The sequence below is a fragment of the Pseudomonas paraversuta genome (genome assembly GCF_904063065.1).
Taxonomy (GTDB): Bacteria; Pseudomonadota; Gammaproteobacteria; order Pseudomonadales; family Pseudomonadaceae; genus Aquipseudomonas; species Aquipseudomonas paraversuta.
The window spans coordinates 125533-140211 of the sequence record NZ_CAJFCL010000010.1 but is presented as its reverse complement, the minus strand read 5'-3'; the positions used below and the strand labels follow the sequence as shown (position 1 = coordinate 140211).

The following is a 14679-nucleotide window of genomic DNA, read 5'->3' as shown; positions in this document are numbered from 1 at the left end:
TAGGGCCATGAAAACACTCTTCGAGTTCTACCAAAACCTTGGCTGGTCCCTGTCATTGCTGGTGCTGCTGACTTTTCTGGTGGCCGGAACGGTCAAGGGGGTGATTGGCCTCGGCTTGCCGACGGTAGCCATGGGCTTGCTGGGTCTGGCTATTGCCCCGGCACAGGCAGCGGCATTGCTGATCATCCCGTCCATCGTCACCAATACCTGGCAACTGGCTGCGGGCGGCCGGCTACGCGGGCTGATAAAGCGGCTGTGGCCGATGCAACTGGGGATTTTGCTGGGCACCGGCCTTGGCATGCTGTGGCTCAGCAGTGATGGCGGCAGCTGGGTGGTACGGGCTTTGGGCATGGCCTTGTTGCTGTATGCCTTGAGCGGGCTGTTTCTGCCCGTGCTGCGGGTCGCGCCACGGATGGAGAACTGGCTGGGGCCAACCTGCGGGTTGATCACCGGGATCATTACCTCGGCCACCGGTGTGTTTGTAATCCCTGCCGTGCCGTATCTGCAGGCCCTGGGCTTAAGCAAAAATCAGCTGGTACAGGCCTTGGGATTGTCCTTCAGCGTCTCCACCTTGGCCCTGGCTGCCGGGCTTTACTGGCGCGGAAATCTGGGTGGCGGCGAGCTCAATGGGTCATTGCTGGCGCTGCTGCCCGCCATGCTCGGCATGTGGCTGGGTCAATGGCTGCGTCAGCGCATCAGCGGCGCATTATTCAAATCCGTATTTTTTATCGGTATGGCGCTATTGGGTATGCATCTGCTAATCGCTGGTTAAAGGTTTTGGCAACAATATGGCAGCTATTCGTGCTTGATAAGCAAAGGTGATTTGCTCCGATGCGGGTTTTTCCCGAGGGCAGTGATCGATACCCTGCCAGGTATTAAATCTTTAACACCCGAAGGCCGCTCAACAGCGCTGAGGGTTAATCCCGAATGAGGCTGATGATGAAAAAAATACTCTTGCTTAACGGTGCCAAAAAATTTGCCCACTCCGATGGTCGCTACAACCTGACCATGCACGACACTGCGCTGGCTTTTTTCGATCGCCAGGGCTTCGAAGTCAAAGTCACCCACATCGATGAAGGCTATGACGTGGCCGAGGAAGTCGAGAAATTCCTGTGGGCCGACGTGATCATTTATCAAATGCCGGGCTGGTGGATGGGCGCGCCCTGGATCGTTAAAAAGTACATCGACGAAGTCTTCACCGAAGGTCACGGAAAACTCTACGCCAGTGACGGCCGTACCCGTTCCGACGCTTCGCAGCGCTATGGCAGCGGTGGTTTGATTCACGGCAAAAAGTACATGCTGTCGCTGACCTGGAACGCACCGCAGCAAGCCTTTGATGATCCGGCCGACTTCTTCGAAGGCAAAGGCGTGGACGCGGTGTACTTCCCGTTCCACAAGGCCAATGAGTTCCTTGGCATGAGCGCCTTGCCGACCTTCCTGTGTGTCGACGTGATGAAACGTCCACAACCCCAGGACGATGCCGCCCGTTATGAGCAACACCTGAAACAAGTGTTCGCCATCTAACGCCTGCAATTGCGGTAGTCGTTGACTCGCGGAGCGCGGCTGCGAGCCGTTTGATTGCGCACCGCGGGACTGCGATCAGTGTGAAATTGCTACCCTGATCGCAGCCTCGCTTCGCGAGTCAGCGACTACGCTGCAGGCAGTTACCAATGAGGGGCACGTGTGAAAGCCAGATCCGATGAGCTGCAAATCTTTGTTTCAGTGATTGAGTGCGGCTCCATTTCCGCGGCTGCCGAACAGGCCGGACAAACCCCTTCGGCGGTCAGCCGTACCTTGTCACGGCTGGAGGCCAAGCTCGAAACCACCTTGATCAACCGCACCACGCGGCGCATGGACCTGACCGAGGAGGGCAAGTTTTTCTTCGAGCGGGCCAAGCTGATCCTGGAGCAAATGGATGAGCTTGAAGACCGTTTGATTTCCCACCAGCGCACCCCTTCCGGGCGTCTGCGGATCAATGCCGCCTCGCCGTTCATGCTGCATGCCATCGTTCCGTATATCAGCGAGTTCCGTGAGCTCTACCCCGAGATCCAGCTGGAGCTCAACAGTAATGATCTGATCATCGACTTGCTGGAGCAAAGCACTGACATCGCGATCCGCATCGGTACCCTGGCCGATTCCACCTTGCACGCCCGCTCATTGGGCTGCAGCCCCTTGAGCATCCTCGCCAGCCCCGACTACATCGCCCGCCACGGCGCCCCCGGCAGCGTCGCCGATCTGGCCAGTCACACCCTGATCGGTTTTACCCAAAATGACGGTTTGAACCAATGGCCGTTGCGTTATGCACAAGGCGATCGCTGGGCCATCGAGCCGCACATCAGTGCTTCCAGTGGCGAGACGGTCCGCCATCTGGCGCTGCAAGGGCAGGGCATCGCCTGCCTGTCGCATTTCATGACCCATGAAGACGTCAAGACCGGGCGCCTGCAAGTGCTGCTGGGCGAATTCAACAGCGGCTACCGCCAGCCGATCCACGCGGTGTACTACCGCAACTCGCAGCTGGCGCTACGCATTCAGTGCTTTCTGGACTTCATCCAGGACAAGCTCGCCAGCTATGCGGTGCCGTACTTCAAAGGGTAAATCCCCGCGCATTAGTGATCTGTACTCAAGACTGAATTGGCCCGCGGCGGGTTTTTCCACTGCCCTCACTCTTCGATACTGGCGGCATCACTTATTTCACGCGGGAGTCACTCCATGAAGGTTTTCGTTACCGGCGCAGCAGGATTTATCGGCGGTTCAATTGCCAGCGCTTTGGTCAAGGCCGGGCATCAGGTCACGGGTCTGGTGCGCAACACCGATCAGCAACAGGAAATGCTCGCCCTTGGCATCACGCCGGTGCTGGGCGCCCTGGATGACAGCGACTTGCTCGCCAAGCAGGCCAGCCAGGCGGATGCGGTGATCAACGCGGCCAGCAGCGACCATCGGGGCGCCGTCGAAGCCTTGCTCAAGGCCCTGCGCGGCAGCGGCAAAGTGTTTTTGCACACCAGCGGTTCGAGCATTGTTGGCGACGCCTCGGGTGGCAAGGCCAGCGACGTTGTCTACTACGAAGGTCAGTTGCCCGAGCCGAGCGTCGACAAGGCGGCGCGGGTTGCCATCGACAATCTGGTACTGGCGGCGGCCAACGACAATGTACGTTCAGCGGTCATCTGCAACACCCTGATTTACGGCCACAGCCTGGGGGTAAAACGCGACAGCGTGCAACTGCCGCGCCTGCTTAAACAGGCCCGCAAGAGCGGAGTCGTGCGTCATGTCGGCAGCGGGCAAAACATCTGGTCCAACGTGCATATCGACGACGTCGTGGCCCTGTACCTGCTGGCACTGGAAAACACCCCGGCCGGGACTTTCTACTTTGTTGAAAGTGGCGAAGCGGCGTTTGCCGACATGAGCAACGCCATCGCCCGGGTGCTGGGGCTGGGTGAAGCCCACGACTGGCCGTTGGCCGATGCTGAAGCTGAATGGGGCTATGAAATGGCCAACTACGGCCTGGGTTCCAACAGCCGGGTACGCGGCAAAAACGCCCGCGAACTGCTGGGCTGGACGCCGCAACGCAGCAGCGTGGTGGAGTGGATCAAAAACCAAATGCTGTAACCCCTGATCTCTGCCCCCCGCAGGAGCGAGCTCTTTTGCGCCCAAGCTCGCTCCTGCTGTTCTTGGATAGCTTTTCGGTTTGTGCACAGGCCCGCATTTTTACTTTTGTTGTTTGTAAACGTTTCTGAAATCAGACAATGTTCGGCATCGTTATACAAAAATAAAAGGAAGTTCCAATGCGTGTTGTATGGTTCAAAACCCTGGCCTTGACGGCTGCCATCGCAGCCAGCTGTTCAGCCTATGCCGTTACGCTGGAAGGCGGGGCAGTCGCCGCCCCGGATCAGTACGGCGCTGAAGTCGCGGCGCAAATTCTCAAAAAAGGCGGCAACGCAGTCGATGCCGCAGTCGCAACCGCCTTCACCCTGGCCGTGACTTACCCCGAAGCCGGTAACATTGGTGGCGGTGGTTTCATGACCCTGTTTATCGATGGCAAACCCTACTTCCTCGACTATCGCGAAACGGCGCCCAAGGCTGCCAGCCGCGATATGTACCTCAATGACAAAGGCGAAATCATCGAGAACCTGAGCCTGGTCGGCTCGCGCGCCGCTGGCGTGCCGGGTACGGTGATGGGCCTGTGGGAAGTCCATCAGCGCTTTGGCAAATTGCCATGGAGCGAGTTGTTGACCCCCGCCGTGGGCTACGCGAAAAACGGCTTCAAGGTGGCCGATCAGCAATACCAGTACCGCGAAGATGCGTTGGCGCTGTTCAAGGGCACCACCAATTTCAGCGACTATTTCGGCAGCATGAAACCTGGCGAAACCTTCAAGCAGCCTGAACTGGCCGCCACCCTGGAACGTATTGCCGACCAGGGCGCCAAAGAGTTCTACCACGGCCAGACCGCCGACCTGCTGATTGCCCAGATGCAGCAGGACAAGGGCCTGATCACCAAAGAAGATCTGAATGACTATAAGGTCAACTGGCGTGAGCCGATGCGGGTCGATTTCCGCGGCAACAGCTTGTACACAGCACCGCTGCCAAGTTCTGGCGGTATCGCACTGGCGCAACTGATCGGCATCAAGGAAGACCGCGCCGCGGACTTCAAAGGTGTCGAACTGAACTCGGCACCTTACATCCACCTGTTGTCCGAAATTGAAAAGCGCGTGTTTGCCGACCGTGCCGATTACCTCGGTGATCCGGACTTCGGCAAGATGCCGGTGGCCGAGTTGACCGACCCGGCCTACATCGCCAAGCGGGCAAAAGAAGTGAACCCGAAAGCGATTTCGCCGACGGCCAATATCAAGCCCGGACTTGAGCCGCATCAGACCACGCACTTCTCCATTGTCGATAAAGACGGCAACGCCGTCAGCAACACCTACACCCTGAATTGGGATTACGGCAGTGGCGTCGTGGTCAAAGGCGCGGGCTTCCTGCTCAACGATGAAATGGACGACTTCAGCTCCAAGCCGGGCGTGGCCAACGCCTTTGGTGTGGTGGGGGGCAATGCCAACGCCATCGAGCCGGGCAAGCGCATGTTGTCGTCGATGAGCCCGAGCCTGGTGACCCGTGATGGTCAGGTCACCCTGGTGCTCGGTACGCCGGGCGGTTCGCGGATCTTCACCTCGATCTTCCAGGTGCTGAACAATATCTACGACTACAACCTGCCGCTGGAAAAAGCCGTGGCCGCCCAGCGGGTACATCACCAGTTGCTGCCTAAAGACACGATCTACTACGACGCCTACGCGCCGCTCACCGGCAAAGTTGCCGATGAGCTCAAAGCCATGGGCTACACCCTGGAGGATCAGGGCTGGAACATGGGTGATATACAGGCGATCCGGGTTAACGGCACCCAGCTGGAAACCGCCTCTGACCCCCGTGGTCGCGGGGTTGGCAAGGTTGTGAAGTAAGAACACCCTGAAAAACCTGTAGGAGCGAGCTTGCTCGCGAGCTCTGCGCTGAAAAGCTCGCGAGCAAGCTCGCTCCTACGGTTATCCCGCATCTTCGCAATTTGTTACCATTCTTTTTTCGATACCCCCTCCGCTTTTCCCGCCCCGAATTTTAGGTACGCCATGAAACTCACACGTCTGCGCGCTGATGCCCTGGCCGGACTCACGACGTCGTTTGCCCTGCTGCCCGAGTGCATCGCTTTCGCGCTGGTAGCCCACCTCAATCCGTTGATGGGGCTGTATGGCGCGTTCATCATTTGCACCCTTACCGCGCTCTTCGGCGGCCGGCCGGGCATGGTCTCCGGTGCTGCCGGCTCCATGGCCGTGGTGATTGTCGCGCTGGTGGTGCAACACGGCGTGCAATACCTGCTGGCCACTGTGCTGCTGGGCGGCCTGATCATGCTGGCGTTCGGGCTGCTCAGGCTCGGCAAGCTGGTGCGCATGGTGCCGCACCCGGTGATGCTGGGCTTCGTCAACGGCCTGGCGATCATCATTGCCATGGCCCAGCTGGATCATTTCAAGGATGGCGCAACCTGGCTGAGCGGCGCGCCGTTGTACCTGATGATCGGGCTGGTGGCGCTGACCATGGCCATCGTTTATTTGCTGCCCCGGGTGACCCGGGCCGCGCCGCCGGCCCTGGTGGCAATCCTCGGGGTCGGGCTGGCGGTTTATCTGCTGGGTTTGCCGACCCGCACCCTGGGTGACATGGCGCATATTGCCGGCGGCTTGCCGACGTTCAGCCTGCCCGATATCCCGTGGAACCTGGAAAGCCTGGGCATCATTGCGCCCTACGCCATCGTCATGGCGCTGGTGGGCCTGCTGGAAACCCTGCTGACCCTGAACCTGACCGATGAAATCACCGAAAGCCGTGGTTATCCGGACCGCGAGTGCGTGGCGCTGGGCGCCGCGAACATGGTATCGGGCGTGTTTGGCGGCATGGGTGGCTGCGCCATGATCGGCCAGACCGTGGTCAACCTCAGTTCTGGCGGACGCGGTCGCCTGTCCGGGGTAACGGCCGGGATCATGATCTTGCTGTTCGTATTGTTTCTGTCGCCGTTTATCGAGCGCATTCCATTGGCGGCGCTGGTGGGCGTGATGTTTGTGGTCGCGCAACAAACCTTTGCCTGGGCCTCATTGCGGGTGCTGAACAAGGTGCCGTTGAACGATGTTCTGGTGATTGTCGCGGTAACGGTGATCACCGTGTTCACCGATCTGGCCGTTGCGGTGTTGTGCGGGGTCATCATCGCGGCCCTCAATTTTGCCTGGCAGCAGGCGCGCCAGCTGTACGCCGACACCTATCTGGAAACTGATGGCAGCAAGCTTTACCGGGTCCACGGCACCTTGTTTTTTGCCTCGACGGCGGCCTTTCTCAAACAGTTCGATCCTGCTGGCGACCCGGCCAGAGTGACCCTGGATTGCAGCCATCTGAGCTTTGTCGACTACTCGGCCATTGCCGCGCTGGACACCCTGCGCGAGCGTTACACAAAAGCGGGCAAACACCTGCGGGTCCTGCATTTGTCCGAGCGCAGCAAAAAACTGCTCAAGCGCGCCCGCGTCCACCACGAGTAACCCCCCGCCTATTTGTAGGAGCGAGCTTGCTCGCGAGCTTTTCAGACAGCTCGCGAGCAAGCTCGCTCCTACAGACCCAGACCCAGACCCAGACCCAGACCCAGACCCAGACCCGATCGATGAAAATACACCCCCGTGATTTTCATTTCGGCCTGTCGTCCATGCCTGATCGCGACAACACATATCGTTGCGCGAAAATTACTTTCACAAAGATTGTTAATTCACCCCGGTAATGCTTTTTAAGTTTCAGAAGAACTCAAAAAATATTGCCGGGGGAACATCGCATGACGCCATCTTCGGGCTATGGGCTGCTGTTGTATGCGGCCATTGCCATCATTGCGCTGATCGTTTTGATTGCGCGCTACAAGATCAATCCGTTTATCGTCATTACCCTGGTGGCCATCGGTCTGGGCCTGATGGCGGGCATGCCTGCAGGCAGTGTGATCGGGGCGTACGAGGGCGGTGTCGGTAAAACCCTGGGGCATATTGCGCTGGTGGTGGCATTGGGCACCATGCTTGGCAAGATGATGGCCGAGTCGGGGGGCGCGGAGCAGGTAGCACGGACGATGATCGATCGCTTCGGTGAGCGCAACGCGCATTGGGCCATGGTCTGTATCGCCTTCCTGGTGGGCTTGCCGCTGTTTTTCGAGGTCGGTTTTGTACTGCTGGTGCCGATCGCCTTTACCGTTGCCCGGCGGGTCGGGGTGTCGGTACTGATGGTGGGCTTGCCGATGGTGGCCGGGTTGTCGGTGGTGGATGCACTGGTGCCACCGCACCCGGCAGCGATGCTGGCAGTACAGGCCTACCAGGCGTCGGTCGGGCAAACCCTGATGTACGCGATTCTGATCGGCATCCCCACTGCGATCATCGCCGGTCCGGTTTTTGCCAAATTCATCGTGCCGCGTATTCAGTTGCCCGATATCAACCCGCTGGAACAGCAGTTCATCAACCGTGAACCGCGGGCCCGGTTACCCAGTTGCAGCATCACTCTGGCGACGATTCTGTTGCCGGTCGTGCTGATGCTGATCGGCGGCTGGGCCGACCTGATCTCTACCCCCGGCAGCGGGTTTAATCAGTTTCTGCAATTTATCGGCAACTCGGTAATGGCTTTGCTGATTGCGACGGTTGTCAGCTTCTGGACCCTGGGGCTGGCCCAGGGCTTCAACCGTGAATCTATCCTCAAATTCACCAACGAATGTCTCGCGCCTACGGCCAGCATCACACTGCTGGTGGGGGCCGGAGGCGGCCTGAACCGGATTCTGATCGACTCGGGGGTGACCACCGAAATTGTCGGTCTGGCCCAGGACTTTCAGCTGTCACCGCTGTTCATGGGCTGGGTATTTGCGGCCTTGATGCGCATCGCCACGGGCTCGGCCACCGTCGCCATGACTACGGCTTCGGGGATTGTGGCGCCAGTGGCGCTGGGCCTGGGGTATCCGCACCCGGAATTACTGGTGCTGGCCACGGGCGCGGGCTCGGTGATTTTTTCCCACGTCAACGACGGCGGCTTCTGGCTGGTTAAGGAATACTTCAATATGACCGTCGCCCAAACCTTCAAAACCTGGACCGTGCTGGAAACCTTGATTTCAGTCGTGGCGTTCGGTTTTACCCTGATCCTTTCAGAGCTGATTTAAATGGACATCCTGTATCAAATCCGGGTTCGCCAGGACACCTTCAGCGCTGCCGAGGCCCGCATTGCCCGGTTGATACTCAGCGATACCGGTTTTGCCGCCAGTGCCAGCCTCGATGAGCTGGCGCTGCGGGCCGAGGTCAGCAGCGCCACGCTGTCGCGCTTTGCGCGCAGTGTCGGCTGCCGTGACTTGCGTGACTTGCGCCTGCAACTGGCCCAGGCCAGCGGGGTGGGCAGTCGTTTTCTAGATACCGGCAGCATGCCTGAGCAGTCGGCTTTTTTCCGTCAGATTGTGAGTGATATTGAATCGACGCTGCACGAGCATCTGGCCGGCTTCAATGGCGTGCATTTCGCCGATGCGGTCAAGCTGCTGGGCGAAGCGAAGATGATTCATGCGTTCGGGATGGGCGGCTGTTCCAGTGTCTACAGCGATGAATTGCAGGTGCGTCTGGTGCGCCTGGGGTACCCGGTCGCGGCCTGTCGCGACGTCGTGATGATGCGGGTCACGGCGGCGACCCTGGGACCGGAGCATGCCGTTATTGTGTGCTCGCTGACCGGGCTGACCCCCGAGCTGATCGAGGTGGTAAAGCTGGCGCATAACTATGGCGCCAAAGTGATTGCCATCACCCGGCCCGCTACGCCGCTGGCGCAACTGGCCGATGTGGTGCTGGCGCTGCAAGGGGTGGAAACCAGCTTTATCTACAAACCAACGGCGGCCCGCTACGGGATGCTGCTGGCCATTGACGTGCTTGCCACCGAGCTGGCGCTGTCGATGCCGGAAGCCAACCAGGAGCGCTTGCGCCGGATCAAACTGGCACTGGATGACTATCGCGGCGGTGATGATTGCCTGCCATTGGGGGATTGAAATGAACTACGACACAGTGATCCGCAATGCCCGGGTTATAGATGGCAGCAACGCGCCGGCCTATAGCGCTGACGTGGCCGTACGCGCAGGGCGTATCGAGCGTATTGGCAACCTCGGTGATGTGCGCGGCACATGGGAAATAGACGCGGTGGGCCGGGTGCTGGCTCCGGGTTTTATTGATGTGCACACCCACGACGACACGGTGGTGATTCGCCAGCCGCAGATGCTGCCCAAACTCAGTCAGGGCGTGACCACAGTGATTGTCGGCAACTGCGGGATCAGCGCGTCGCCGGTGACCTTGCGCGATGAGCCGCCGGACCCGATGAACCTGCTGGGCAACAAGGCCGCGTTTGCCTACCCGCGTTTCAGCGACTACCGCGCCGCCGTTGCGGCGGCCGGTCCCGCGTTGAACGTTGGTGCGCTGATCGGTCATACGGCGTTGCGCAGCAATCACATGGACGATCTGCAGCGCACCGCCACCCCCGGCGAAATTCGCGGCATGCGTCAGCAGCTGCGGGAAAGCCTGGAAGCGGGGGCGCTGGGGTTATCCACAGGGCTGGCGTATGCCAGTGCGTTTAATGCCGAGACCGACGAGGTGCTGCAACTGGCCGCAGAACTGACCGCGTTCGGCGCGCTCTACACCACGCATTTGCGCAGCGAATTCGAGCCGGTGATGGAGGCCATGGATGAAGCGTTTTTGATCGGTCGCCAGGCCCGGGTGCCGGTGATTATTTCCCATCTCAAATGTGCCGGGGCGGGTAACTGGGGGCGCAGTCCGCACTTGCTGGCAGCTCTGGAGCAGGCAGCGAAAACCCATCCTGTGGGGTGCGACTGTTATCCCTACGCCGCCAGTTCTTCGACTCTGGACCTCAAGCAAGTGACTGACGCGTTCCGGATCACCATTACCTGGTCGACCCCGCATCCTGAAATGGGCGGGCGTGACTTGCAGGACATAGCAGGGCTTTGGGGCGTATCGCTGATGGATGCAGCGCAGCGCCTGCAACCGGCGGGCGCGGTGTATTACGGGATGGATGAAAGCGACGTTCGCAGGATTCTGGCGCACCCGCTGTCAATGATCGGCTCCGACGGCCTGCCTGACGATCCGTTTCCGCATCCACGCTTGTGGGGGGCTTTTCCACGGGTGCTGGGGCATTTCAGTCGTGACCTGGGGTTGTTCCCGCTGCACACGGCGGTGCACAAAATGAGCGGGTTGTCGGCGGCTCGTTTTGGTCTTGGGGGGCGGGGAGAAATACGCGAAGGCAACTGGGCGGATCTGGTGCTGTTCGATGCCGCGAAAGTACGTGATGTCGCCGACTTCAACTCCCCGCAACAAGCGGCACAAGGGATTGACGGGGTGTGGGTCAACGGGGTGTTGAGTTATGAAAACGGCGTGGCCAACGGTAACCGCGCCGGTGTGTTTCTGCCCCGATAGAGAGGAGGCTCAATGGTCCCGGTGCAGGAGCGAGCAGGCTCGCTCCTGCAGTGAGGGTCAGACTTTAAAGTGGCTCACCATCTCTTGTAGCTGATTGCCCAGGCGCGCCAGTTCAACGCTGGACTTGGCCGTCTCGTCGCTGGCGGCTGCGGTTTGCTCGGAAACGTCGCGCACATTGACGATGCTGCGGCTGATCTCTTCAGCCACTGCACTTTGCTGTTCGGCGGCGGCGGCAATCTGCTGGTTCATTGACTGAATGTTCGACACGGTACGGGTAATGCCCTGCAGCGAGGTGCCCGCCTGGCGGGTCAGGGTCACGCTGCTGTCAGTCAGGGAGCGACTGTTGTTCATCACGTTGGCCACGTGCTGGGTACCGCTTTGCAAGGCTGCAACCAGGGTCTGGATCTCTTCGGTGGATTTTTGCGTACGCTGGGCCAGGCCACGCACTTCGTCGGCCACCACGGCAAAACCGCGTCCGGCGTCACCGGCACGGGCGGCTTCGATGGCGGCGTTAAGGGCCAGCAAATTGGTTTGCTCGGCGACGGCCTTGATCACATCCATGACGCTGCCGATCTTGTCGCTTTCCTGTTGCAACACGGCCATGGCTTCGGTCGAGCGACCGACTTCAACTGCCAGACGCTCGATCTGGTCAATGGCTTCATTGACCACCTTGTCGCCCTCACGGGCTTCGCCGTCGGCGGCTGCGGCGGCTTGCGAAGCCTGCTCGGCATTGCGCGCAACTTCCTGCACGGTCGCCGTCATTTCATGCATGGCAGTGGCCACCTGATCGGTCTCGATCTTCTGGCTGTTGACCCCGGCACTGGTTTGCTCGGTGACCGCTGACAGCTCTTCGGCGGCGCTGGCGATTTGCGTAACCCCGTCGCGAATACCGCCGATCAGGTCGCGCAGGGTGGTGCCCATGCGCGCAATACCTTGCTGCAACACACCCAGTTCATCGCGACGGGTCACCTGCAGATTGTGGCTCAGGTCGCCACTGGCAATGCGCTCGACCACATCCAGGGTTTCACGCAACGGGCGGGTAATCTGGCGGGTGATGATCACCGCAGCAGCGATGCCGAACAGCAGCACCAGCAGGGTGGTGATCGCTTGCATGCTGTTGGCGGTGGCACTTTCGATGTCGCGGCGCTGCAACTGGAGTTTGTACAGCTCATCGCTGCGGCTCAGAACGCTGGCGCCGTACTCGGTCATCTTCTTGCGCACGTCGATGATGGTGTTGTCGGTGCTGCTGTACACCTGCAGCGCCTGTTGGTACTGCTCCATGGTCCGGGTCAGGGTACGCAGGGTCTCTGCGGCGCTCGTCGCGAAATAAGGATTGAGCTTTTCAAGACTGTCGACGGTCTTTTCCAGTTGCTGGCTGGCGGCCTTTTCGGTCGCCGGCGTTGGCGCAGCAATATAGGCACGGACCTGATAACGCGAGAGCAGGAATTGTTCGCGGACTTCAGACACGGTCTGGTACATCGCGAAACGGGACTCTTCAGCGGCAGGCAGTTGCAGGGTGCTGGCCAGCAGCGTGGCGATGGCGTCCTGGGCCAGTTTGGCATTGCGGTCCATGGCGGCCCGCGCTTCGGCAGACTCGACATATGCCTTGCGCATGGTCACCAGTGCGCGCTCGTAGTCGCCGATGATGGCTTGCTGCTCCTTGAGCAGTACGAGGTTTTCCTGGCTCTTGAAGGTGTCGATCAGCTTTTTCTGCTGTTCCTGAAAGGCATCGATACTGCCTTGCACTGCTTGCGCGGCGGTCTCGTCGCCGTCAGTCAGCATGTACTGCAAGCGTGTCACCCGCAGGTTGGTAAACGCGGTATTGAGCCGGGTGATATCGCTCATCCAGTTACTGCGATCAACCATTTTGTCCAGGCTGAGCCAGTCAAAGATCGCCATTACGCAAGTGAGGAGCAGTACCAGGCCAAAGCCAAGGGTCAGTTTCAGGTTGACGCTGATGTTGCTCAGCCAGCTGTTCATAAAGTTCTCCAGGAACGGTGCACGCAGGATCGAATTTCGCTGGAGGGTTTTAGTTATTGGCCCAGCAGAATGCTTGTGTTGGGGTGTATCGGCGGCAGTTCTCAGAGCTGAAATGTTTTCTTGATAACAATGAATATTCGGCGAAAAGCCCTTGCAAGCATGTGGGCAAGGGGCGGCTTTACGTTTTTTTTCACATTCGTTTCACCTGTCCCTGACGTGGGGGTTTTTAGAATCTGGTTCAGCTAACCGATATCCGTCGTGTGCAATCTTTGCTCTTACAAAAAGAGGCGCGCATCGACCCATTGTCATATTCGCGTTTTAGGGTAACGGCCAGTGTCGTCCACTGACTGCCATAGAGGGTATTTCTTCCGTGATTTTGAGTCTTCGTCTGGCTGGAGCCACACGTGCCATGCTGCGCGGTGTGCTGGCGCGTTACAGAAATGCATTGGTGATAGTCGCCGCAAGCCTGCTCACCGGTGCGGTCACGTGGAACCTTCTGGCGCCAGTGCCGGCGCCCAATCTGGCGCAGTCAAAACATGCCGGACAGGTACTGACCCTGACCCAGAGCTGGGCCAGAGGTGATGTGATTGCACTGGTGCGCCATGGCGAGCGCTGCGATCGCTCGTCGACCCCATGCCTGGGCCTGCCTGACGGGATCACGGTGCATGGCGAAGAGGTGGTTCAGGGGCTGGGCGCCAATTTCAGGCAGTTGGGGCTGAAGAACGTCGATATTTACAGCAGTGAGTTGACCCGGGCGCGGCAAACCGCCGATGCCATGTTCATTCGCCCGGTGCCGGCGCAGGACTGGTTATTCAACTGCCGCGGCACGATGTTGCGTGATGCCCTCAAGCACAAGGTGCCGGGGCGCAACCTGGTGCTGGTGACCCACAGCGAATGCATGGACGCGCTGGAAGCGGACATGCATGTGCCAACGGATACAACGTTCGGCTACGGGGCTTCATTGTTCATCCAGGACGATGGCACCCATGACCCGCAGATGCTGGGGTATGTCGAGACCAACGACTGGTCGGCCATCCTGCCGGAGGCAGCACCAGAGCATCACGTGTTCGAAGCCTCGCAATTCTGAGCCAATCCCACTGCAGGTGCCGGCTTGTCTGCAGTGCAGACAAGCCGGTGCTAACGCGGGCAAGCCATGCTTGCACAGGGTTTGCCCTGACTGACAACCTCTCCGGGCCTGTGTGCAGCTCACGCCCGATTAAGTAGGCGGTTCCAGTTTTGCTCTTCGGGCAACGGCAGGTCGCTGAGTTCACGGGCCACAACATTTTCGATATCGCCGGCGCTCAGGACTTTTTCGTCCAGCCATGGCCACGTCGCATCCGCATCGCGAAAATTCAGCTGATCGTTTAATTGATGGCAGGCAAGTGCGAGTAAATGCATCAGCACCCACTGGCTGGTGATGTATTGCTTCTGCCCGGCCGGGATACGACTGAGCAGGGCCGCCACGTCGGCCAGTTGCGGGCTTGGCGAGGTCGCGGTGTGCAGGTTCCATAAAATCACCCCGTTGTTTGAAGCATCCTTTTGCGCCAGCGCCGGGTCGCTGCTGACGTCAATGCTGAGTTTTACGTCTTGCTGTTCAAGCTGATCAATCAAATAGTTGGCAAGATCGGACTTGCGCAGAAACGCGGTGGCCGTATTGAACGCCAGATGAGCGTCATAGTCGCTCAGGGTCTTGCTGGTGATGTTGATGGTCATGACA

At 59.5% G+C, this 14679-nt stretch carries 12 protein-coding genes and 1 pseudogene; 10 read left to right on the top strand and 3 right to left on the bottom strand.

Features of this window, described 5'->3' with window-relative positions:
- Positions 1–7 precede the first annotated feature (7 nt).
- The 9 genes from JQ845_RS20090 (at position 8) to JQ845_RS20050 (ending at position 10982) form a co-directional block, all read left to right on the top strand.
- Positions 8–772: a sulfite exporter TauE/SafE family protein gene (locus JQ845_RS20090; protein WP_003439392.1), complete on the top strand. Its 765-nt coding sequence runs from the start codon at positions 8–10 to the stop codon at positions 770–772.
- A 167-nt stretch (positions 773–939) separates the two neighbouring features.
- Positions 940–1524, top strand: coding sequence for an NADPH:quinone oxidoreductase MdaB (locus JQ845_RS20085; RefSeq protein ID WP_003439393.1), 585 nt, complete (start codon positions 940–942; stop codon positions 1522–1524).
- A 159-nt stretch (positions 1525–1683) separates the two neighbouring features.
- Positions 1684–2595 carry a LysR family transcriptional regulator gene (locus tag JQ845_RS20080; protein ID WP_003439394.1) on the top strand — a complete coding sequence of 304 codons (912 nt, stop codon included), beginning with the start codon at positions 1684–1686 and terminating at the stop codon, positions 2593–2595.
- 114 nt (positions 2596–2709) lie between these two features.
- Positions 2710–3603, top strand: coding sequence for an NAD-dependent epimerase/dehydratase family protein (locus tag JQ845_RS20075; RefSeq protein ID WP_003439395.1), 894 nt, complete (start codon positions 2710–2712; stop codon positions 3601–3603).
- Positions 3604–3779: 176 nt separating this feature from the next.
- Positions 3780–5447, top strand: coding sequence for a gamma-glutamyltransferase (gene ggt, locus JQ845_RS20070; protein WP_003439396.1), 1668 nt, complete (start codon positions 3780–3782; stop codon positions 5445–5447).
- 162 nt (positions 5448–5609) lie between these two features.
- Complete coding sequence (locus tag JQ845_RS20065) at positions 5610–7055, top strand: SulP family inorganic anion transporter (RefSeq protein WP_003439397.1); 1446 nt, start codon at positions 5610–5612, stop codon at positions 7053–7055.
- A 284-nt stretch (positions 7056–7339) separates the two neighbouring features.
- On the top strand, positions 7340–8689 hold the full coding sequence (locus JQ845_RS20060; RefSeq protein ID WP_203009388.1) for a GntT/GntP/DsdX family permease: 1350 nt from the start codon (positions 7340–7342) through the stop codon (positions 8687–8689).
- Positions 8690–9550 carry a MurR/RpiR family transcriptional regulator gene (locus JQ845_RS20055; protein WP_003439399.1) on the top strand — a complete coding sequence of 287 codons (861 nt, stop codon included), beginning with the start codon at positions 8690–8692 and terminating at the stop codon, positions 9548–9550. It begins immediately after the preceding gene.
- 1 nt (position 9551) lies between these two features.
- The gene (locus JQ845_RS20050; protein WP_203009393.1) at positions 9552–10982 is read left to right on the top strand and encodes an N-acyl-D-amino-acid deacylase family protein; all 1431 of its coding nucleotides are present in this window, start codon (positions 9552–9554) and stop codon (positions 10980–10982) included.
- Between the two features lie 57 nt (positions 10983–11039).
- On the opposite strand, the gene JQ845_RS23330 is transcribed toward JQ845_RS20050, so the two are convergent.
- Positions 11040–11753: a methyl-accepting chemotaxis protein gene (locus tag JQ845_RS23330; RefSeq protein WP_369826392.1), complete on the bottom strand. Its 714-nt coding sequence runs from the start codon at positions 11751–11753 to the stop codon at positions 11040–11042.
- Positions 11754–11894: 141 nt separating this feature from the next.
- A pseudogene (locus tag JQ845_RS23325) lies at positions 11895–12827 on the bottom strand (methyl-accepting chemotaxis protein); the annotation flags it as partial.
- Positions 12828–13371: 544 nt separating this feature from the next.
- Here JQ845_RS23325 and pmrG point away from each other — a divergent pair.
- Positions 13372–14049, top strand: coding sequence for a lipopolysaccharide core heptose(II)-phosphate phosphatase PmrG (pmrG, locus tag JQ845_RS20040; RefSeq protein WP_003439403.1), 678 nt, complete (start codon positions 13372–13374; stop codon positions 14047–14049).
- A gap of 119 nt (positions 14050–14168) precedes the next feature.
- Here pmrG and JQ845_RS20035 read toward each other — a convergent pair whose 3' ends face one another.
- The gene (locus tag JQ845_RS20035) at positions 14169–14675 is read right to left on the bottom strand and encodes a hypothetical protein (protein ID WP_003439405.1); all 507 of its coding nucleotides are present in this window, start codon (positions 14673–14675) and stop codon (positions 14169–14171) included.
- Between the last annotated feature and the right edge of the window lie 4 nt (positions 14676–14679).

Bases quoted from the DNA above. Each gene is read 5' to 3' on its own strand.
- JQ845_RS20090 (WP_003439392.1), top strand. From the start codon at position 8: ATGAAAACACTCTTCGAGTTCTACCAAAACCTTGGCTGGTCCCTGTCA.
- JQ845_RS20055 (WP_003439399.1), top strand. From the start codon at position 8,690: ATGGACATCCTGTATCAAATCCGGGTTCGCCAGGACACCTTCAGCGCT.
- JQ845_RS20085 (WP_003439393.1), top strand. From the start codon at position 940: ATGAAAAAAATACTCTTGCTTAACGGTGCCAAAAAATTTGCCCACTCC.
- JQ845_RS20060 (WP_203009388.1), top strand. From the start codon at position 7,340: ATGACGCCATCTTCGGGCTATGGGCTGCTGTTGTATGCGGCCATTGCC.
- JQ845_RS20065 (WP_003439397.1), top strand. From the start codon at position 5,610: ATGAAACTCACACGTCTGCGCGCTGATGCCCTGGCCGGACTCACGACG.
- JQ845_RS20050 (WP_203009393.1), top strand. From the start codon at position 9,552: ATGAACTACGACACAGTGATCCGCAATGCCCGGGTTATAGATGGCAGC.
- JQ845_RS20075 (WP_003439395.1), top strand. From the start codon at position 2,710: ATGAAGGTTTTCGTTACCGGCGCAGCAGGATTTATCGGCGGTTCAATT.
- JQ845_RS23330 (WP_369826392.1), bottom strand. From the start codon at position 11,753: ATGCATGAAATGACGGCGACCGTGCAGGAAGTTGCGCGCAATGCCGAG.
- pmrG (WP_003439403.1), top strand. From the start codon at position 13,372: ATGCTGCGCGGTGTGCTGGCGCGTTACAGAAATGCATTGGTGATAGTC.
- JQ845_RS20035 (WP_003439405.1), bottom strand. From the start codon at position 14,675: ATGACCATCAACATCACCAGCAAGACCCTGAGCGACTATGACGCTCAT.
- ggt (WP_003439396.1), top strand. From the start codon at position 3,780: ATGCGTGTTGTATGGTTCAAAACCCTGGCCTTGACGGCTGCCATCGCA.